20 protein-coding genes are annotated in these 20,968 nt (G+C 51.5%); 17 read left to right on the top strand and 3 right to left on the bottom strand.

Annotated elements, in window-relative coordinates; all coding sequences use genetic code 11:
* The first annotated feature begins 157 nt into the window (after window positions 1–157).
* The 10 genes from GON22_RS11720 to yajC all read left to right on the top strand — a co-directional run bounded on the left by GON22_RS11720 (window position 158) and on the right by yajC (window position 10,038).
* Window positions 158–1,825: a LysM peptidoglycan-binding domain-containing protein gene (locus tag GON22_RS11720; RefSeq protein WP_160396281.1), complete on the top strand. Its 1,668-nt coding sequence runs from the start codon at window positions 158–160 to the stop codon at window positions 1,823–1,825.
* Between the two features lie 138 nt (window positions 1,826–1,963).
* Window positions 1,964–2,638: a BofC C-terminal domain-containing protein gene (locus GON22_RS11725; protein ID WP_160396282.1), complete on the top strand. Its 675-nt coding sequence runs from the start codon at window positions 1,964–1,966 to the stop codon at window positions 2,636–2,638.
* 200 nt (window positions 2,639–2,838) lie between these two features.
* On the top strand, window positions 2,839–2,991 hold the full coding sequence (locus tag GON22_RS11730) for a hypothetical protein (RefSeq protein ID WP_160396283.1): 153 nt from the start codon (window positions 2,839–2,841) through the stop codon (window positions 2,989–2,991).
* Window positions 2,992–3,147: 156 nt separating this feature from the next.
* Entirely contained in the window at window positions 3,148–3,648 is a 501-nt protein-coding gene (gene ruvC, locus GON22_RS11735; protein ID WP_160396284.1) for a crossover junction endodeoxyribonuclease RuvC, read from the top strand.
* The gene (gene ruvA / locus GON22_RS11740) at window positions 3,648–4,280 is read left to right on the top strand and encodes a Holliday junction branch migration protein RuvA (RefSeq protein ID WP_160396285.1); all 633 of its coding nucleotides are present in this window, start codon (window positions 3,648–3,650) and stop codon (window positions 4,278–4,280) included. The genes ruvC and ruvA overlap by 1 nt, the downstream gene beginning before the upstream one ends.
* A 54-nt stretch (window positions 4,281–4,334) precedes the next feature.
* A complete protein-coding gene (gene ruvB / locus GON22_RS11745) occupies window positions 4,335–5,312 on the top strand; it encodes a Holliday junction branch migration DNA helicase RuvB (RefSeq protein WP_040713479.1) in 978 nt (325 codons plus the stop codon).
* A gap of 36 nt (window positions 5,313–5,348) precedes the next feature.
* Window positions 5,349–7,433, top strand: a complete 2,085-nt coding sequence (locus GON22_RS11750; RefSeq protein WP_160396286.1) for a SpoIID/LytB domain-containing protein — start codon at window positions 5,349–5,351, stop codon at window positions 7,431–7,433.
* A 21-nt stretch (window positions 7,434–7,454) separates the two neighbouring features.
* Window positions 7,455–8,501, top strand: a complete 1,047-nt coding sequence (gene queA, locus GON22_RS11755) for a tRNA preQ1(34) S-adenosylmethionine ribosyltransferase-isomerase QueA (protein WP_160396287.1) — start codon at window positions 7,455–7,457, stop codon at window positions 8,499–8,501.
* A 43-nt stretch (window positions 8,502–8,544) separates the two neighbouring features.
* Window positions 8,545–9,678: a tRNA guanosine(34) transglycosylase Tgt gene (gene tgt / locus GON22_RS11760; protein WP_160396288.1), complete on the top strand. Its 1,134-nt coding sequence runs from the start codon at window positions 8,545–8,547 to the stop codon at window positions 9,676–9,678.
* An 18-nt stretch (window positions 9,679–9,696) separates the two neighbouring features.
* Window positions 9,697–10,038, top strand: coding sequence for a preprotein translocase subunit YajC (gene yajC, locus GON22_RS11765; protein WP_160396289.1), 342 nt, complete (start codon window positions 9,697–9,699; stop codon window positions 10,036–10,038).
* An 85-nt stretch (window positions 10,039–10,123) separates the two neighbouring features.
* On the opposite strand, the gene GON22_RS11770 is transcribed toward yajC, so the two are convergent.
* Together GON22_RS11770 and GON22_RS11775 are read right to left on the bottom strand one after the other, a co-directional pair.
* Window positions 10,124–10,975 (bottom strand): phosphatase PAP2 family protein, encoded by an 852-nt coding sequence (locus tag GON22_RS11770; protein WP_160396290.1) that lies wholly within the window; start codon window positions 10,973–10,975, stop codon window positions 10,124–10,126.
* A gap of 88 nt (window positions 10,976–11,063) precedes the next feature.
* On the bottom strand, window positions 11,064–11,453 hold the full coding sequence (locus GON22_RS11775; protein ID WP_160396291.1) for a TIGR04086 family membrane protein: 390 nt from the start codon (window positions 11,451–11,453) through the stop codon (window positions 11,064–11,066).
* Window positions 11,454–11,684: 231 nt separating this feature from the next.
* On the opposite strand from GON22_RS11775, the gene GON22_RS11780 reads away from it, so the two are divergent.
* Window positions 11,685–12,533 (top strand): DUF421 domain-containing protein, encoded by an 849-nt coding sequence (locus GON22_RS11780; protein WP_336604295.1) that lies wholly within the window; start codon window positions 11,685–11,687, stop codon window positions 12,531–12,533.
* Window positions 12,534–12,588: 55 nt separating this feature from the next.
* Here GON22_RS11780 and spoVB read toward each other — a convergent pair whose 3' ends face one another.
* Window positions 12,589–14,178: a stage V sporulation protein B gene (gene spoVB, locus GON22_RS11785; RefSeq protein WP_160396292.1), complete on the bottom strand. Its 1,590-nt coding sequence runs from the start codon at window positions 14,176–14,178 to the stop codon at window positions 12,589–12,591.
* Window positions 14,179–14,264: 86 nt separating this feature from the next.
* On the opposite strand from spoVB, the gene GON22_RS26560 reads away from it, so the two are divergent.
* The 6 genes from GON22_RS26560 to GON22_RS11815 all read left to right on the top strand — a co-directional run bounded on the left by GON22_RS26560 (window position 14,265) and on the right by GON22_RS11815 (window position 20,738).
* The gene (locus GON22_RS26560; protein WP_336604296.1) at window positions 14,265–14,621 is read left to right on the top strand and encodes a post-transcriptional regulator; all 357 of its coding nucleotides are present in this window, start codon (window positions 14,265–14,267) and stop codon (window positions 14,619–14,621) included.
* Between the two features lie 81 nt (window positions 14,622–14,702).
* Window positions 14,703–15,944, top strand: coding sequence for a protein translocase subunit SecD (gene secD / locus GON22_RS11795; RefSeq protein WP_160396293.1), 1,242 nt, complete (start codon window positions 14,703–14,705; stop codon window positions 15,942–15,944).
* On the top strand, window positions 15,934–16,866 hold the full coding sequence (gene secF / locus GON22_RS11800; RefSeq protein ID WP_160396294.1) for a protein translocase subunit SecF: 933 nt from the start codon (window positions 15,934–15,936) through the stop codon (window positions 16,864–16,866). The genes secD and secF overlap by 11 nt, the downstream gene beginning before the upstream one ends.
* Before the next feature lie 12 nt (window positions 16,867–16,878).
* Complete coding sequence (locus GON22_RS11805) at window positions 16,879–17,778, top strand: cation diffusion facilitator family transporter (protein WP_160396295.1); 900 nt, start codon at window positions 16,879–16,881, stop codon at window positions 17,776–17,778.
* Window positions 17,779–17,820: 42 nt separating this feature from the next.
* Window positions 17,821–20,226, top strand: a complete 2,406-nt coding sequence (recJ, locus tag GON22_RS11810; RefSeq protein ID WP_160396296.1) for a single-stranded-DNA-specific exonuclease RecJ — start codon at window positions 17,821–17,823, stop codon at window positions 20,224–20,226.
* Window positions 20,226–20,738 carry an adenine phosphoribosyltransferase gene (locus GON22_RS11815; protein WP_160396316.1) on the top strand — a complete coding sequence of 171 codons (513 nt, stop codon included), beginning with the start codon at window positions 20,226–20,228 and terminating at the stop codon, window positions 20,736–20,738. Before recJ ends, GON22_RS11815 begins: the two co-directional genes overlap by 1 nt.
* Window positions 20,739–20,968 lie beyond the last annotated feature (230 nt).

The following is a 20,968-nucleotide window of genomic DNA, read 5'->3' on the forward strand; positions in this document are numbered from 1 at the left end:
CAAGCAATGGAAACTTTTTGGGCGCTTTGGCGCCTGAAGAGTTTTTTTTATTTTAATGGGGACATCTGCCTAGATTCTGCATAGGATGTAAGGATTGGTGGGCGGGCATCGTTATGCCTAGCTTGCTTAGAAGACCGTGACAGGAGGTATGCGGGGAGTGAAAATCCATATCGTCAAAAGAGGAGATACGCTCTATTTGCTTGCACAGAAATATAACGTATCTGTTGATGAGATTTTGAAACTTAACCCGAGCATTACGAATGCCGACGTCATCGACGTTGGAATGAAGGTGAAAATTCCTTCGCATGGCGGATCTGGCGGCTCCCATGCTGGCGGGGGCAATGGCATTATGCATCAGCATGTTGTCAAGCAAGGGGATACGTTGTGGAAGCTGTCCAAAGCGTGGGGCGTGTCGCTGAATGAATTGATCAAAGCGAATCCGCAGTTGACGAATCCGAATGTGCTGCTTACCGGCGATATCGTCAACATTCCGAAGCCGCATGGTTCGCATGCGGAGCATCTCGTCCATCAGATGAACCTAGAGCCTGTCCAGAATGGTGCGGGAGCCGGGAATGGCCAAGGGCATTTCTCCCCATCCTCGATTATGAACAATGTGCAAGGGCTCGCTGGCAAAATCCCGACAGGCGTCATTCCAGGGAAGAAGCCGACTGGCAAAGTGCCGACGGCACCGATTGCGAAGGCGCCGACAGCGCCAATCGAGAAAACACCGACAGCACCAATCGTAGAATCGAAGCCGGAAGCGCTGGCGCCAATCGCGCCTACGCCACTGCCAGCGCCGATCCCTGCGCCAATGCCAGTCGTGCTTGAGAAGACGTATCCCGTACATGTAGAGTACCATACGCAAAACGTACATTTGTTCCAGCAATGCGGCATTCCGGCAGTGGAGGCGGGGGCCGTGTATGGCGTGCCGCATATGCCGGAGGTATCGCCGGTTGCCCAAGGCTACGGCTACGGCCATCCTGTGGCAGGCGTGGCGGATGAGCATTGCGATCCGTGGGGCAACCCGCTCGTAGGCGGGGCGTTTGACCAAGGGCATGGCTATGGCATGCCGGAGGTATCGCCAGCCCAAGTCGACCCTGCGCAATATGGCTATGGCTCACCGACAGCTGTGTCGCCAGCGAATGTTGGGCCAGAGCATTATGGGCATGATTTGCCGATGGTATCGCCAGCAAATGTTGGATCAGAGCAATATGGTTATGGTTCGCCGATGGTGTCGCCAGCGAATGTTGGGCCAGAGCAATATGGCTACGGTTCGCCGATGGTGTCGCCAGCGAATGTTGGGCCAGAGCAATATGGCTACGGTTCGCCGATGGTGTCGCCAGCGAATGTTGGGCCAGAGCAATATGGCTACGGTTTGCCGATGGTGTCGCCAGCGAATGTTGGGCCAGAGCATTACGGTTACGGTGCGCCAATGGTGTCGCCAGCGAATGTTGGGCCAGAGCAATATGGTTACGGTGCGCCAATGGTATCGCCAGCGAATGTTGGGCCAGAGCAATATGGCTATGGCGCGCCGATGGTGTCGCCAGCGAATGTTGATCCATTCGCTGCTGGGCAATCGTCTTGGCCATACGGAGCTTATCCAACATGGCCTGTTCAGGCAGCTGTAGCTGACAAATCCTGTGGCTGCCAGGGCAAGGGAAGGGAAGAAGACCAACAGGTAGACGTGCAGGAAGTGTTGGCAGTGCCAGCAAAATCGGTTAAACGGAACCCTCCGCGCAAGCCTGTCAAGAAAGTGACGGTGCGCAATGTTGTTTCCCGCCCGGCAGAGCGCCGCGGCAGCAAGCCTTGGATTAACGATAACTAAGCAATACGGGCTTTCTATATGAAACAACGGGCATAACCGCTGCCGTATGTGGGCGATGCCCGTTGTTTGCATTTTGCGTGAATATTTCCCTGCATTCCAGGCACAATAACGGAAAAGGAATGTAAGGGGATAATCGCCATGAAGGCATTCAGCCTATGGAAACAGCTCAAACGCAAGCTTCGTCGCAGTGGACGCCCGATGTGGACATTAGGCAGCATAGCAGCGATAGTCTCATACAGTTTGCTGTCCGGATTCCCGATTGATCGGGCATACGGGGCAGCAACAGATCAAGATGCCAGCATGGAGCCTAAGCAGCTTCAGGAGATCATTCGATCAATTTCGATGAAACAAGGGCCATTGAAGGTGCACATCCATCGCAGCTACATTTGTGGGGAAGAGTTCCGTTCGCTTGGATTGCGGCCTCCTGCTGAAGCGGTTCGGCTTGTTAAACGCCCTACAGTGCTGCATGTTCGCTTGGATGTGCCTGTACGAGGGGAACCGACTCTGCAACTGGAGGAACAGGTTAGCGACCTGTCCGTTCAATGTAAGGAGAGCGCCATGTTCGGCATCGATCCAAGCGGCCGGCTAACGTTGTTCGAAGGCCCGCCTAAGAAAGAAAACGCGGTCCGTACTTTCTACCAGTTGGACGTTCGATTCATGGAGAGCCATCTGCCCAAAGAAGAGTGGAAACGTTTGGTGGACGGCATCCGCGTTGAAGATAAAGCGTCTTATTATAGCGTGCTGTCATCTTTTAGTGATTTTGCTATTGATGCTTCGCGCAACGTGATGAACCCGTCAAGTAAGCGATATTGAGTATGAGAAAGGGATGTTCCCGAAGCCACGAAGGCTGGGAACACCCCTTTTTTTGTGTGCTGCAACGGTAGGCGTTATGATTGCTTGCCGGCTGCGGTGTGCGTCGTATGAAAGGTGGTGTTGGTGCGTGCAGCAGCAGCTTATTGCAGTTTGTACAATAGAATCAACGCGAGCGAGGCAGTGAGGAGGCGTCATTGCATATGGTGCAATGGGGAAGTCCTCTTCTAGATTATGGGCACATTTGGGCGATTTTGGACCGCATCTCGTTGTATGAACTGCAATGGGAACCTTCGGAGCAAGCTATTCCGGCTGTTCCCGTTGTACAAAATGCAACGACACGGCAATCAGGATAATTGGAAGATAGAAAACCTGGTCCTGCCGGACCGCATCATGCAGTGAATCTGCCTAAAGCTCCCATTGAAAGAGAAACGCGTGTTCTCATCGATGCGGTTATTTGCTATAATAGAAGGCAGTGCTGTTTATAGCGGGCAAGTAAGGAGAGGAAAGCGTTGCGTGTGTTGGGCATTGATCCCGGGATTGCGATCGTGGGATTCGGATTCATTGATAAAGACGGACATAAGCTCACACCCGTGCAATACGGTTCGATTGAGACGAAGGCACATACGCCTTCGGAGACACGCCTGATGCAGGTATACGAGTCGGCATCGGCATTAATGGATAAATACAAGCCGGATTCCGTTGCGGTGGAAAAGCTGTTTTTCAACCGTAACGTGACGACGGCTTTTGATGTTGCGCAAGCAAGGGGCGTTGTTATACTAGCAGCCGCCCAACGTGGCCTTCCAATCGCGGAATATACGCCACTGCAGGTTAAACAGGCAGTTGTGGGGTACGGCAAGGCGGAGAAACGGCAGGTTCAGGAGATGGTAAAGATGTTTTTGAAGCTCAGTGCCATTCCAAAACCGGATGATGTTGCTGACGCGCTTGCTGTAGCGGTTTGCCACGCGCATTCCGTCGTGCTAACGAATAAGTTAAACGGGGGGCCACGATAATGATCGATTTCTTGAAAGGCCCGGTCGCCCATTGGGAAACCGAATATATTGTGCTAGATGTGCGGGATGTGGGCTATCGGGTATTCACTCCTAATCCGTATGGATTCGCACGGAGCAATGAGCCAGTAACGGTCTATATTCATCATCATGTTCGGGAAGATGCGATTCAGCTGTTTGGATTCGCCACGCGCGAGGAACAGACGATGTTCCGCAAACTGCTGGATGTTTCGGGCATTGGCCCTCGCGTTGCGCTTGGCGTATTGGCGGGCAGCCGGCCGGAAGCGATTGTTGCAGCGATTCAACAAGAAAACGTCACGTTTCTTACGAAGCTGCCTGGCATTGGGAAGAAGACTGCGCAGCGCATGATTCTCGATTTGAAGGACAGGCTGGGCAATGCCCCGCTTGCATTCGGCGCTGATCCATCTGCGTGGGATACGAACGAAGGCAAAGGCGCTGCTGGCGAACAAGCGCTTGCCGGCGCTTGGCCAGAGGCGCGTGAAGCGCTTGGCTCGCTTGGCTACACAGGTGCGGAATTAGATAAGGCATTCGAAGGGCTGCGCGCATCAATTACAGCGGAGGAATCGGTTGATTCCCTCATGAAGCGGGCGCTTCAACAGCTGTTTAAAGGGTAATGATGGAAAGAGGGATGGCACGTGGAGGATGAACGCATCATATCCGCTAACCTGATGATGGAAGACCAGGCGGTGGAATTAAGCTTGCGTCCCCGCTATCTAGCGGAATATATCGGGCAATCGAACGTCAAAGAAAACTTGAAGGTGTTCATCGAAGCGGCAAAGCTGCGCAAGGAAGCGCTTGACCATGTGCTGCTCTATGGACCGCCAGGCCTTGGCAAGACGACGCTATCGAACATTATAGCCAATGAGCTAGGTGTTAGTTTACGCACAACGTCGGGACCAGCAATTGAACGTCCGGGCGATCTAGCCGCATTGCTGACCAATCTGCAAGAGGGCGATGTGCTGTTCATCGATGAAATCCATCGGCTTAATCGTTCCGTCGAGGAAGTTTTGTATCCCGCGATGGAAGATTTTGCGCTTGATATCATGATCGGCAAAGGGCCTAGCGCGCGCTCGGTTCGGTTAGATTTGCCGCCTTTCACATTGATTGGAGCTACGACGAGGGCGGGGCTGTTGTCCGCTCCGCTCCGCGACCGTTTCGGCGTCGTTAGCCGGCTAGAGTACTATAAGACTGATGAGCTGGCCTTCATCGTTTCGCGGGCATCGGACATTCTCGGTGTCAGCATTGTAGGGGAAGCAGCGACTGAAATCGCGTTGCGTTCACGGGGAACGCCACGTATCGCGAACCGGCTGCTTAAGCGGGTAAGGGATTTTGCACAGGTTAGGGGCGACGGCATTATTACCCACGAGCTTGCACGATATGCGCTGGAGCTGCTTCGTGTGGATCCGATGGGGCTTGATGCGATCGATCATAAAATGCTGCGGGCGATGATTGAGAGCTTCCGGGGCGGCCCGGTTGGGCTCGATACGATTGCTGCCACAATAGGCGAAGAAAGCCAAACGATAGAGGATGTTTATGAGCCTTACTTAATGCAGGTAGGCTTGCTTCAGCGGACGCCGCGCGGGCGCATTGCGACACCGCAGGCTTATCGCCATCTGGGAATTCCGGTGCCGGGCGAGTCGCCATAAAAGTGAAACTAACCGGATAAGGAAGGGGTTAGGCTAGTGAAGCATAAGTTGAAAAAGCGAACGGCGATTTCCGCATTAACGCTTGCAATGGCCGTATCCGTCTCGATCTGGTCGGAAAAGCCGTCAGAAGGGGCTTCGATTCCTAAGCTAGATACGATTCGCGTCGCGCTTTATATCGATTCAGCCAAATACCATTACAACACGGCTGCAGCGACCTTTACGGCAGCAGGCGGGTTGAAGATTGGCATAAGAACGCCTGCTTCTGTTGAACAGTGGTTTAATGCCGGCACGAATGCCGTTCGGATTGCTGTGGATGACTATAAGGCGAAGATGGCCGAAACGAGTGACTTCAATACAGCATTGGCCGTTCAGAAACGGCTGCAGGCGCTGGGCGGTTCAGCGGTAATTACCTCACAGCAGAAGAGCGGAAAGCTCCTTTATATCGTCTCTGAGGGCAGCTACAGTACAGCGGCAACTGCCAAGACAGCGTTGGACAAGTGGAGCAAAGACGCGAACGTAGCGTCGCTCCTTGGGAACGTGAAAGCTTCCGTGTCAGGCCCATTGCACCTTGAAGGCGGCAGCTATGCATCCGAGGATGCGGCGCGCAATGCTGCGAGGACGCTTGGTGCTGCTGGCTTGGATGCTTACCCTGCCGTTCGCGTCTTGGCTGGAAAACCATCCTATAGCATTATGATTGGCTCAGCTGCGGATACGGCAGCCTTGAACGCAGCCAAATCGTTGGCTGCCAAAGTAAGCGGAGCTCCAGCGCTTCGTGAAGTGGATGCGGCAACGCCGTATTTGCTGCTTCGCGATGACCATACGGTGACGGCATCGGCGCAATCCAAGCAAGTAGCGTATGCTTTCCCATCGGGTTCGACGAAGTTATGGCTATCGACGGACAGCACACAGGGCATCAAGCTAACCGAACGGTCGAATCGAACCTACCGCGGCTCATTCGAGGCTAGCGTGTATAATGGAAAGCTAGCAATTATCAATGAGCTGCCGTTTGAGCAATACCTCTATTCGGTTGTGCCGTCGGAGATGCCTTCCTCTTGGCCAGCGGAGGCGCTTAAGACACAGGCTGTTGCAGCACGTACATACGCGTTATACCAGGGCTTGTCATTTGGCATTGCGCATGTGAACGATACTGAGCTTAGCCAAATGTATACCGGGATAGGCAGCGAGAAAGCATCGGCTACATCAGCCGTGAATGACACGGCTGGCGTTATCGCGCTATACAATAGCAAACCGATTGAAGCTTTGTTCTCCTCTAATGCTGGCGGACAGACGGCGGACGCGACTGAAATTTGGGGCAATGCAGTGCCTTATTTGAAGTCGGTGCCGAGCCCGGACCAAAGTGCTGCCAAAGGGTTGAAAAATTGGTATCGCGTTGTTTTGCCAACGGGCGAATCAGGATTCGTGCGGGAAGATTTGCTGAGCAATACGGGGAAGGTTAACCCAGTTGGGGCACGAATTTTTGCCACAAACACAGAGGGTGTCAACGTTCGCCAAACGCCGATTATTAACGAAGCCATGGCGTCCGTTAGCAAACTAGCTAAAGGCACGAATGTTGTCGTTATTGATACGGTCGTCGAATCCAACAATATGAATTGGATAGCGGGGCCATTCACGCCAGAGGCGCTGCAGAAATCGACAGGCAGTTCAGCGCCGGTCAAGACGCTGGATGCCCAATATGGCGAATCCGGACGTGTGATTCAAGTTTCCGTCAATGGCAAACCGATGAATGTAAAGACGCCAATCAGTTATCGCTCACTCATGGGCGGGTTGTTGAGCACACGGTTTACAATTGATGAAACAGCGCGGGCTACGATAATCGGAGCTGGTGAAATGAAGGCCGAACGCCCAGCAAGCTCTGGCACCTTGTACGTGGCCGGCGCTGACGGCGAGAGCAAGCCTGCTGCTTCGAATTATTATATAATGAATGGATCGGGCCAGGTTCGAGCCGCAACACGTGATCCACAGTTTCGCTTCTACGGTTACGGCAACGGCCACGGTGTGGGGTTATCGCAGTATGGCGCTTTGGGATTGTCACAATTAGGGTATGACTATGCTTATATCTTGCAATACTACTACAAAGATATTACGATCGAAGGAAAGTAATGGACAGTAAGGGCGGACACTATGAATGTAGATTTATTTGATTTTGAACTGCCGGAGGAGCTAATTGCCCAAACGCCGCTCGTTGAGCGGACGGGATCGCGCCTGTTGACGCTGGACAAGCGTACGGGTGAAATTCAGCATGGCACCTTCCTCGAAATTGAGCAGTATGTGCAGCCGGGAGACTTGCTCGTGCTTAATGATACGCGCGTCATTCCTGCACGGCTGTTCGGCATGAAAAGCGATACTGGAGCAAAGGTAGAGCTGCTGCTGCTTAAAGCGTTAGGCGATAACCGCTGGGAAGCATTGGCCAAGCCAGCGAAGCGGCTTCGCACAGGTACGGAGCTTGTTTTCGGAGCAGATGAAGCGGGAGAACCGCTGCTGCGGGCATTCATCGAAGCGGAAGGCGAGCATGGCTCTCGGATTGTACGTTTTGAATATGAGGGCATTTTTCAAGAGCTGCTAGATCGGCTCGGTGAAATGCCGCTGCCTCCTTATATCAAGGAGAAGCTGGATGACAGGGAACGGTACCAAACGGTGTACGCCCGGCATGAAGGCTCAGCTGCGGCACCGACTGCAGGCCTTCATTTTACAACCGAGCTGTTGGAGCGCCTGCAGCGCAAAGGCGTAGGCATAGCCTATGTTACGCTGCATGTTGGCCTTGGAACGTTTCGGCCGATGAGCGTTGATACGGTGGAAGAGCATGTGATGCATAGCGAATATTTCGAGTTATCCGAGACGACGGCCCAACAAATTGTTGAAACCAAATCTCGTGGCGGACGTATTATTGCCGTGGGCACGACATCTGCACGCACGCTGGAAAGTGCTGCGTCCCTATTTACGGACGGGACCGTGCAGGCCTGCAGCGGATGGACGGACATTTTTATTTACCCGGGCTATTCGTTCAAACTCGTAGATTCGCTGCTAACGAACTTTCATCTGCCGAAGTCGACACTCGTTATGCTCGTAAGCGCTCTAGCGGGACGGGATGCTATTATGCAAGCCTACCAGGAGGCGGTTGCGCTTCGCTATCGGTTTTTCAGCTTTGGCGATGCCATGTTGATTTATTAGCTTAACACTTACGATCAATAGACAAGATGGAAGAGGGACTTTCGTGGCAGTTAAATACGAATTAATTAAAGTATGTAAGCAATCTGGGGCGCGTCTGGGGCGTGTTCATACCCCCCATGGCATTATTGAGACGCCAACCTTTATGCCTGTAGGCACGCAGGCGACAGTGAAGACGATGAGCCCGGAAGAACTGAAGTCGATGGAAGCCCAAATTATTTTGAGCAACACGTACCATCTGTTCATCCGTCCAGGGCATGAAATCGTCCGCCAAGCAGGCGGGTTGCATAAGTTCATGAACTGGGATCGCCCGATTTTGACAGATAGCGGCGGGTTTCAAGTGTTCAGCTTGGCGAACATGCGTAAGATTACCGAAGAAGGCGTAACGTTCCGCTCGCATTTGAACGGGGACAAGCTGTTTATTTCGCCAGAAGTAGCGATGGAAATTCAGAATGCGTTAGGCTCGGACATTATGATGGCATTCGATGAATGCCCGCCATATCCGGCTGAATACGACTATGTGAAGCAGTCGCTTGAACGTACAACGCGATGGGCGGAGCGCTGCTTGAAGGCGCATGCTCGGCCGCATGACCAAGCGCTGTTTGCCATTATTCAGGGTGGCATGTATGCGGATTTGCGCAAAATGAGCGCAGAACAACTTACTTCGATGGATTTTCCAGGGTTTGCAATCGGTGGCTTAAGCGTAGGCGAATCGAAGCCACTGATGTATGATATGCTTGACCACACGGTTCCACTGATGCCGTCCGGCAAGCCGCGCTATTTGATGGGTGTCGGTTCACCGGATGCGCTAATCGAAGGGTCCATTCGTGGGATTGATATGTTCGACTGTGTTCTTCCGACACGGATCGCCCGCAATGGCACAACGATGACAAGCCAAGGCCGCCTCGTTATTCGTAACGCGAAATTCGCTGATGATTTTGGCCCGTTGGATCCGGCTTGTGATTGCTACACTTGCCAGAACTACTCTCGCGCGTACATCCGTCATCTGATCAAGGCCGATGAAACATTTGGCATTCGACTGACGACGTACCATAATTTGCACTTCTTATTGCAGCTCATGAAGGACGTACGCCAAGCGATTATGGATGATCGCCTGCTTGATTTCCGGGACGAGTTCTTCGCGCGTTACGGCCTGAATGACAACGAAAGAGGCTTCTAAAAGAAAGGAGGAACAACCATGTATCTTGCAGCAGAATCGACGTCTTCGGGCGGCGGAATTTGGGGACTGGTACTGCCATTCGTTCTCATGTTCGCTGTGTTCTACTTCTTGCTTATCCGTCCACAACAACGGAAAACCAAATCGCGTAATCTGATGCTGAACCAGTTGAAGAAGGGCGATAAAATTTCGACCATCGGCGGCATGCACGGAACGATCGTAGAATTGACTGATGATGTGGCTGTCGTTCGCGTCAATGACACGGTCAAAATTACGTTTGATCGCAGCGCAATCAATAATGTCGTCACGAGCGCACCTGCTCCGACGGAGAAGAAGCTTGAGAAATCCGAGAAATCGGAATAGTTCTCTAACATGATGCAAAAAAGCCAGTCCCATTGGGACTGGCTTTTTTGCTTGTCTATTTTGCCATCACAGCATGCCATTCTAATTAATTGCTCTCCTCTTTCGCGAACGTACGTACAGGAAGAGTATGACTTGGCAATCGCTGTACCGTTTGCAGTTGAGCAAGCTTCATGCCCATCGTAGAAGCAAATAAGCCAAGGGCTACACCGCCACACATATCGATTAACCAATGGATGCCCAGGTAGAAGATCGAGAAAATGATGATGACAGCAAACGTGCAGACGAGCGCTGCCCATCTTTTGTTGCCCGAACGTAAAGCTAAGATAGCCATTGTAACGGAAAGTGAGGTATGCAGGCTTGGGAAACAATTGTTTAAGCCAGAAAGTGCGCGATATTCCGTCTCGAAGGTAGGGAATACATCCAACATCAGAAACTTTACATTCGGATCATACGACCAGACTTCATTAATCGGAAAGAATAAGAAGAATGGAATAGCAACCAAATAATTGAGCATGATCCCATAGCAGGTTGCGTAGAACATTTTTTTGGATTCGCTTTTATACGTATAGATGCCGATCGAAGCAAGCATGATCGCTTGAAAGACGACGACATAAGTGAAGGAAACGAACGTCGTAATGACATCATTATGGAACGTATGTTGGATTGTAGCTACAAAATTGCCTTCAATGGATTTGAAGTACGAGGTAAAGTTAGCTCCATAGTCCATCTTGTTTTCAATTTTCATCTCATACTTGTTCACAAATAAGATCGCGGCTAATGCTGCAAAATGGAGCAAATACCGACGGGAGATAACGAGATGCTTCAGAAATGCGTAAGCGGCTGCAAACGGATTTCCGGCCACGCCATAAGCGATAAACAACGTGACGACCAATGTTGTATAGAGCGCGACGTCTCCCATATCGTGAAACAAAACCATTCTTGATCCCCCTAAGACTGTGATGCGGTTGTCCAAAAGCGCCTGCATTAGTATATCACAATTCAGGGGAAAATTCGCAGAGGCAGCATCATTTCTTCAGATTGACACCAATCATGCCGCCCAGTGAACCTGCTGGAATGACAATGGTTAGCAATGACCATGTCTGGGCAGAGAAGCCGGCATTGATGGATAAGAAACCGATAAGAATGATTAGAATGGCATAAACAAGGCCAAGCGCACCGCCGTAGTACCAGCCTTTGCGTCCGGATCTTCTGCCAGAAGAAAAACCGCCAGCAAGTGACGCGCATCCATGGACGATTAATGAAGACATCGGCAGCGATGTTTCCTGCATGCCGCTAAACCGCAAGGCGAAGGACAGAATAAGTGCACCTGCAGCTAGCCATATACAAGCAGTCAGTGCTCCGGCCAGTGTAGGGGATGAAACGTTGACTTTGGAAACATTTTTAATCGGATTCATTTTGTTACAGGCCTCCTCCACGATCAATTATTGGGCTTACTTCACTGTATGGCTTGGCAAGCGGGTTTAGTACAAGCGAACCTGCATGATAGTACTGGAATTTAATCCAGCGCCTAAGACCAAGAATGGGCGGACTGCCATATATTCGATAATCAACCATCGCATGACGGTGGGAACGAAAGGTGACAATACCGTGTACAAGACGAATGCAGCGTAAGGAGGGCGTGAGGTGTGGAGACCGGAGAGCTATGGAGTCTGCTCATAAGAACGATTCTGATTTACTTCGTCGTCTTTTTGGTGATGCGGTTTATGGGGAAACGGGAGATTGGCAAAATGTCTGTACTGGACCTCGTTATCTCGTTTATGATTGCGGAGATTGCTGTCATCGTAATTGAGGACACCAGCCGATCGATGTGGCACGGGATAGTTCCGATGGCATTGTTAATGATTATTCAAATCATTATCTCGTTCATCGCTATGAAAAACCGAAAAATCCGGCTGCTATTCGATGGAAAGCCTAGCATTATCGTGGAGAATGGAAAAATAAACCGTGGCGTTATGACCAAAGGGCGCTATAACTTAGATGACCTGATGCTTCAGCTTCGCGAAAATGGTGTTAGCACAGTAGGCGATGTCGAGTTCGCCATACTGGAGACAAGCGGGAAGTTATCCGTCATCAAGCGGGATAAGGAGTCAGCGGCGTTAGACCATTGGCATAGAAGCACTTCTAATGCGTCCACAGCAGAAGCTGCTCTCTCCGATAACGCAGAAAAGGCCGAGCGTAATCATGCAAGCACAGTGAACCTTGCAAATCCAGGGGCGAATGCAGGGAACCAAGCGAACACAACGGGTTCGGGTTCGGCGATTTTTCCGAATCGTTATCGATTCGAGATGCTGCCGGTCCCGCTGATCATGGATGGGAAGGTACAGGATGAGAACTTAGAAAAGCTGGAGAAAACGAGGTTCTGGCTCAAAAATGAACTTCAACAGCGCGGCGTTTCGGATTTCAAAGATGTCTTCTTATGCACGATCGACCATCGGGGCAAGTGGTACGTGGACAAGAGCCGCAATCGCAAATAAAAACAACGCATCGACCGATTGCGAGGGAGCAATCAAACGATGCGTTGTTTTATTTTTATTTGAACAATCGCCCAATAAGAGGAAGCCTAAGCAAGTCTTGACGGCCGATAATGCCAGTAAACATCATAATGATTAAATAGATGAGCAAACCGCCGAATGAGGCGAGCATTACATTTAAGGATTCAAGCGGCAGCCAGGCACTGTTCATAAGCCATAAAGCGAAAGCGCCCATGACAGTCATCGCAGCGCAAACCTTAATGTAATCAAGATAGGGGAGATGAAACCCCACTGAGCGTGCGACGCTCCAGCCATGCAAGGCAGTAACAATCGCGATATTGGCGCAGATCGCAATAGCTGCCCCATAGATCCCAAGCTCAGGCTTGGAGGCGAGTTGTACGATGAGAATTAGTTTGATGACTGCCCCAATAAAGGTGTTCAACAGAGCGGTTCCAGGTTTATCCAACGCTTGCAGCGCTGCTTGAAACGGGCCCTGCAAGTAAATGAACAGGCCAAAAGGGGCAATTAGCCGAAGCATCGGCGCAACATCGGGATGATTGTAGATCATGCGGCATAGCGGCTCAGCAAATAGCGTCATAACGACGACGAACGGAGCACCGGAAACGAGCGATAAACGCAGCGATTGCAGCAGCCTTTTTTGAATAAGCGCGTAATCGCCCCGAGCTGCCGCTTCAGATAACGACGGGATGAGCGAAACGGATAGTGAATAGGTCAACGCGGTCGGAAGGAGAATAAGAGGGACGATCATCCCTTGCAAAGCACCATACTGGGAAGTAGCAACGCCAACGACGATGCCTGCTGCTGCAAGGCTTCGGTTCGTTAGGATCGTTTCGAACAAGTAAGATAACGAACCGACTAGCCGGCTGGCTGTGACCGGAACCGAAATTTTCAACAGACGTTGCAGGACGGGCGCCGGACGTGTATTGAAGCTTAGAGGCGTTGGCTTGGTGGCAGGGGGCTCTTCGTTTTCAGCAGATTCAAAGGCTCGCTTCGTTCGGCGATCTTTCCGATAATGGTATAGCGTGACAGCAAGCCCGGCGATTTCGCCAGCAACAGTGCCTAACATAGCGCCAGCAGCAGCCCATTCCAGCCCGTACGGCAACAAGGCGGCTGCGAGGGTGAGCGCAATAATAATGCGAATAACTGTCTCGATGACTTGGGAAACCGCAGTTGGAATCATGTTCTGCATGCCTTGGAAGTAGGCGCGATAGACCGACGAGATGCCGATAATAACGACCAGAGGCGTCATACATAAGAAAGTTTGGTACACACGGGCATCGGGCAGGACATGGGAAGATATAAGTGGAGCGAACAGAAGCAATAGCAAGGTTAGGACGATGGATAACGAAACCGTAAGCAGCATGGCCGTTCTAAAAATATGTTTGACACGTCGATGGTCGCCTTGTGACTCAGCCTCGGCAATCCACTTGGCGACAGCTAGCGGGATGCCGCCAATAACGATCGTGAGCATGACGGACAAGAAAGGATAGCCGAGCTGGTAGATCCCAACTCCTTCGGCGCCAATAATGCGTGGCAGTGCAATGCGCGGAACAAATCCGAGCAGCCGATTAATGATGCCAGCGATAAGCAGAATCATAGCGCCTTTCATGAAAGACTGTTTCGTCACACGCTTCCCTCTCTTCATAAGAACAAGCTCTCTCCCATCCTTATGCGGGATAGCGGCGGCGCATGTCCACTTCAAGAAGGCAAGTTGTGCATCGTTTACAATTTTTGGCGGAAGGATTCTGGCTGGCAGGGGCGAATATATGCTTGTTGCCCATTGCGCAAGTGCAGCATGGCGATGGAAAGGTAGGGCGAGCGATGACGAACATGACTGACGAAGAGTTCAACAGTATGGTGCAGTCGCTATGCGAAAGCAAGGCAGAAGAGTTCCGGCTAATCGGGTACGAGCATGTAGAGGCGGAAGAAGTCTGGTCATGTGTAAAGGCGAAATACGTGAAGCATGGACAACCGGCGCTGCATGTCATTGTTAACGACATTTTGTCGCTTAAAGTGACGAGTTTTATGAACCAAATGACGTTAGACGCGTATCGGGGAAGCCGTTTCTAATCGAAACGGCACTTTTTTTGACTGCTTTTTGCCCTGTCGGTATAATAGGACTATTGAGAACATAAGGGGGATAATGGGTCGATGAAAGGCAGCAGCAGGTTAGTAGCCTTCCTGGGTATTATCGTCATCATGGCCGGCGTATTTGCTTGGACCACTCCAGGGCTAGTAAAAGACATCAGATTGGGATTGGATTTGAAGGGCGGCTTCGAGGTATTGTATGAGGCTTCGCCGATGGAGGGTGGCGAGAAGGTAACGCCATCGTCACTTAAGGAAACGAGAAAAAGCTTGGAAGCCCGGATCGACAAGAAGGGGATTGCCGAGCCTGAAATTACGACCGAGGGCAGCAACCGCATTCGCGTGAAGCTTGCCGGCGTAACCGATGAGAACGAGGTTCGTGACATGCTGAAGAAGCCGGTTAATTTGACCTTCCGCAGCGGTCCGAATCATGACAAGATCGAGCTTAACGGTTTGGATTTCGTAGAAAACGGCGCCGCGGTTCAACGTGATGAATTCGGCAATCCGTATATTACAATCAAGCTTAAGGAAGCGAAAAAGTTTGAAGAGATTACAACGCGGTTGACCAAGCAACAGCTGGCGATCTATCTTGACGATAAGCTGCTCTCCGCTCCAGAGGTTAACTATCCGATCAGTGGCGGCACAGCGAGCATTACTGGCACTTACACGATACAAGAAGCGACGGAGCTCAAGGACAACATTAACCTTGGCGCGCTGCCGCTTAAGCTGACTGAAAAGTATACGCAAAGCGTAGGCGCGAAGCTTGGCCAACAATCGCTCCATCAAACAGTTGAAGCGGGCTTGATTGGTTCAGGCATCATTCTCGTATTTTTGGTTTTGCTCTTCCGTATTCCAGGCGTGATAGCTGGCATTACGGTTGTATCCTACGTTTGGTTGCTTTTGCTTGTATTTATTATGATGAATGCAACGCTTACGCTTCCAGGCATCGCGGCATTCGTCCTCGGCGTCGGCATGGCGGTCGATGCGAACATCATTATGTATGAGCGGATTAAGGAAGAAATTCGTAGCGGCAAGAGCTTGCTGTCCTCACTTAAAGCAGGTTCCAAAAACTCGCTGCGAACGATCATGGACGCGAACATTACGAACATTATCGCTAGCGTAGTGCTGTACGTCATCGGCAATGGCGCGATTCGCGGCTTTGCGCTCACGATGATTTTCAGTATTCTCGTTAGTATTTTGACGAATATTTTCTTCTCTCGCTTCCTCATTCACTTGCTCATTCGGAGCAATAAGTTTAACAAGCCAAGCTACTATGGCGTGAAGGAGGCGGAGATCCGTGCACTATAACGATAAGTTCCATACCAATATCCGCTTTGACTTTATTAAGCATCAGAAGAAGTTTTTCGGCGCTTCCGTTGCTTTGGTGGTGCTGGGCATCGTATCATTGCTCGTTTTCGGCTTGAACTACGGGGTAGACTTTAAAGCCGGCACGAATATGGATATCGAGGTTGGCAAGGCAGTAACGCAAGATCAAGCCAAAGAGCTTCTCGGCACGCTCGGTTACAAAGATTTGGCCCCGACGGTAGGCGGCGCGTCCAATCAACGCTTGTCCGTACGTTTCGATGAAGTATTGGAGCAGGCGAAAGTAACGGAAATCATGAACGTTTTGAAGAAACAATACGGAGACCAAGTGTCTGCTGAAGTCAACGTCGTATCGCCGGATATGGCGCGCGAGCTCGGCGTGAAGACGATCTACGCGGTCATCATTGCGAGTCTCGCGATTATGATTTACGTAGCGATTCGCTTCGAATGGCGCTTCGCGGTAGCGGCGAACATCGCAATTTTGTATGACGCATTTGTCGTTGTGGCGCTGTTCTCGATCTTCCGATTAGAAGTCGACCTTCCGTTCATTGCAGCTGTACTAACGACGATCGGTTACTCGATTAACGATAAAATCGTTATCTTTGACCGTATCCGTGAGAACCTGCGCTTTAGCAAAACAAAAAATAAAGAGCAATTGGCAGAGATGGTCAACGCGAGCTTATGGCAAACGATGGCCCGGAACGTGTACACGGTATTGACGGTATTGATCGTTGCGATCAGCTTGTACTTGTTCGGCAGCGAATCGATCAAGCTGTTCGCCCTCGCGAAAATTATCGGCCTGACCAGCGGCGCGTACTCGTCCGTATGTATCGCGAGCCCGCTCTGGCTTATGCTTAGAGGCAAGCAAAAAACAAAGCAAACGGCTAAAACTTCGGCTGCTTCTTAAGAGGAGGCAATCATGGGCGCTAATCGACTCTCAGACAAACGGTTCTCGGGGACTAATGCGGGAATATGGGGAAATGGTGCATTGGCGCTTGGCAAGGCGGCTGTCGCGCTTTTATCGGGCAGCACAGTGTTAATGGCAGATGCTGTTCGATCTGTTGCGAATGGTGCGGAATCAATGGGGGACAGCATAAGGCCGATGGATGGCGCAGTTAGAAATCGTGTACAATCCCCAGAGAATGGCGTTACCGCGGCAGTCATCATCGTATCGGCAATTACACTGCTGCTCGGTGTAGAAATTGGTTTGGAAGCCTTTAGAGTTTGGAATGCAGGAGCAGAGCCTGCTCCTGATTGGACGGCTGCTGCCTTTGCTTTGGCGATGCTGGTGCTTAAAGAGTGGCTGCTGCCAGTTAGGAATCAAGCTTGGCTTGATCGCCTGGCATCCGGCATTACGATTGTAGGTACAGGTTGTGCGGCGTTCGGGCAATCTGCATCAGTGCCTGCATTGAAAGCAGCGGATTGTTTGGCAGCGATTCTGGTTGCGTGCATTATTGTGTTCAAGGGCTATCATTGTCTCTTAGGATTAGTGCAGCACAAGAATAATGCGATCGGGCCAGAAGAGCAGGCGAACGAGCTGATGGAAGTGATTCAACGGGTAGAAGGCGTCGTGACGGTCGAGTCGCTTCGGGCACGCGAGCACGGCCATTACATTGTGGCGAGCATTGTCATCAGTGTAAACCCGCGTATTTCCGTATTAGACGGGCATGAGATTGCGAAACGGGTCAAACAGCTTATTATGAAGCGGTTCATTCATGTGACGGAGGTTTCTGTTCATGTTGAACCGTATGACCCGGGTTATCCTTATAAGTCAAACCATGACCCGAATCAAGAACATATGCCGACGCTGCTGCAATAGCTGCAGCGTCTTTCATTGTGTATAGACAGGAGGCTTACACCGATGATTCCATCTAAAACACGGTGGTCACAGCCTGATTGGGATGAACGCCGCGAGCAAGAAGCTAGCAAACTCATGCAAGCACTTGCGCTTCCTTCGCTTGTTGCCCGCCTGCTCGTAGGGCGAGGCATTGTAGGCGAGGAAGAAGCGGCGTCCTTTTTACATGGCGGAATTGAACTAACGCATGATCCATATTTATTGGCGGGCATGGAAGCTGCTGTACTCCGAATTCGCCATGCGATTGAGCATGGGCAGTGGATTCGAATTTATGGCGACTATGACGCAGATGGGGTTTCGAGCACATCGTTAATGGTTCATTTGCTCGGCCGGCTCGGGGCTAAATTCGATTATTATATCCCGCATCGGACGCGAGAAGGCTACGGGATGAACCTCGCCGCTATCGACTTGGCTGCTGAGGCAGGCGTTAAGCTAATCATTACGGTTGATACAGGCATAAGCGCTGTTGAGCAGATTGCGTACGCGAAGGCCAAAGGCATTGATGTCGTCGTAACCGACCATCACGAACCGCCTGAAGTGCTGCCGGAGGCGCATGCCATTATTAATCCGAAGCTGCCTTACTGCCAGTACCCCTATAAGTCGCTTGCAGGAGTTGGGGTTGCATTCAAACTGGCTACAGCATTGTTAGGCGAAGCGCCGCTTGATCTGGCCGATATTGTCGCACTCGGCACTATCGCCGACGTTATGCCTTTAACTGGCGAGAACCGAGTGCTGGTACGATTAGGGCTGAAGCAAATGGCAACAGGCACGCGTCCCGGATTCGTCGCACTGGCAGAAACGGCAGGTGTACATTTGAATGCTGTGACGTCGACGAATGTCGCGTTCTCCATGGCTCCTCGCATTAATGCAAGCGGAAGGCTTGACCATGCGGGAGGCGCAGTGGAGTTGCTTACTGCCTCTGACCAGGAAGCGGCTGAATTGCTCGCTGCCAGGCTGGATACGCTCAATCGGGAACGCCAGCGCATCGTAGAAGAGATGGTAGAACAAGCGAAGAGCCAATGGGCAGAGAAATGCCGCGTTGCCGAAGAAGCGGGCCAATTGCCTCCTGCTGTAATCGTTCTAGCTGGCGAAGGCTGGAATGCAGGCGTAATTGGCATTGTCGCTTCCAAAATGCTGGAGAAGCATTACAAACCGACCGTCGTGCTGGGAATCGATCCGGAGACGGGGAAGTGCAAAGGATCTGCTCGCTCGATCGACGGCTTTGACCTTTATGCGGCCTTAACAGCTTGCTCGGAGCTGTTTGACCATTTTGGAGGGCATCAAGCAGCAGCAGGCATGACTTTGCATCGGGACAAACTGGGCGAGCTTGAAAAAAGCTTAAGCGAATCCGCGCTGGCTTGGCTGTCGCCCGAGGATTGGATTCCGAAGACGTTCATCGATTTAGCTTGCTCACCACAGGAAGCTTCATTGGACACTATCGACCAATTAGCGTTGCTTGAGCCGTTTGGCGCAGGCAATCCTGCACCGCGGTTTTTGATTGAACAGCAGCCGGTGGCGGACAAGCGGACGATGGGCAAGGAAAACAAGCATTTGCGCCTTGCGGTCGGGAGCCAGCCAGCGCGTTTGGAAGCGGTTGGATTTGGATTCGGGGAGCTAGAGCAGCGAATTGCCTTCGGCGCGAATGCGGACCTAGTAGGCGAGTTATCTGTGAACGAGTGGAATGGGAACCGTAAACCGCAGCTCTTCATCCAAGATATTCGAATCGCTAACGTCCAACTGTTTGACTGGAGGGGCGAACGTGAACCTTACGCTATGCTTCGCAAATTGTTAGAGGTGGCCAGCCGAACAGGCAGGCGAATGCTTATTGTGACAGAAGAGCATGCCCTGCGCGAGACGGCAGCGGCATGCGCCCGAACGGATGCGATAGCGGAAACCTATCAGCTTTGTTCGTATGGCGACCAGCTTGGGGAGGTGGCGGTGCATTTCCAAGAAATGATCGTATACGGAGTTCCATCATCTGCGCATGCGTTGCAGAAACAGGCGGCATCGCTTCAAGCGCTAGAAAGCATTCATCTGTTATATCCGAACAGGAGCAAAGCGAATGCCCGCTCAGCGCCGCAAGTGATTTTCCCTGATCGAACGGCATTTGGCGCTGCCTATCAGTCGATTCGCCGGCAAGGGCAAATGCCAGAGCAAGGCTTGGCTGAACGGCTGTCTGAGCAGATCGGATGGCCGGCGGAGATGGCTAGAATGATGATTGACGTATTCGAAGAGTTAGCTTTCATTACACGGGCAGGCGGCCGAATTACGGTCAATGATGCGCCAGTGAAAGCTGAGCTGTCCTCAGCGTCTGCTTACCAGCAAGCCTTATTGCAGGCGGAAGCGAATGAAGCTTTATTCGGATCGGTGGAGGAATTGATGGAATTTATTCAGAAAGGGAGAATGAAATGATGAATTTTAAAGATTATATCCGCGTTATTCCAGACTATCCGCAGCCCGGCATTCGATTCAAAGATATTACGACGCTGCTTAAGGATGGCGCTGCTTATCGTGCAGCGATTGAAGCGATGCGAGCTGCTGTTGCACACAAAGAAATCGATCTTGTAGCAGGCCCGGAAGCCCGTGGCTTCGTTATCGGGGCTCCCCTCGCCATTGCGCTCGGCGTAGGCTTCGTGCCAGTACGCAAATCGGGCAAGCTGCCAAGCGAGACGGTTGAAGCTAGCTATGATCTTGAATACGGCCAAGACCGCCTTGCGATTCATGCGGATTCCATCAAGCCTGGCCAACGCATTCTAATTGCGGATGATCTCCTTGCAACGGGCGGCACAATCGCTACGACGATCAATTTGATCCGCCAGCTGGGCGGCGAAGTGGTCGGGGCGTCATTCCTTATTGAGCTAGGTTACTTGCCAGGGCGGGACAAGCTCGATGGCATTGAAGTGCAATCGTTAATTACCTATTAAGCAATGGCCGATACAGCCTGCGTTTTGGTTGCCTATTTAGGCAGCGGGAACGGCAGGCTGTTTTTTTCTTTCACGGTAGGGAGAGTTCCTGTATTCGGTTCGAGAGTTGACGCAGCCTTGGTTTAGCAGGCATAATAGCTTTAATCCATTAATCACGAAACGTGACCGGCAAGCAAGACGTATGAAGTTTTTGATAAGGGTGAACGAGAGCACAATTCGACTCGTTTCGG

This window comes from Paenibacillus sp. MMS18-CY102, from assembly GCF_009789195.1.
Classification (GTDB): domain Bacteria; phylum Bacillota; class Bacilli; order Paenibacillales; family Paenibacillaceae; genus Paenibacillus_T.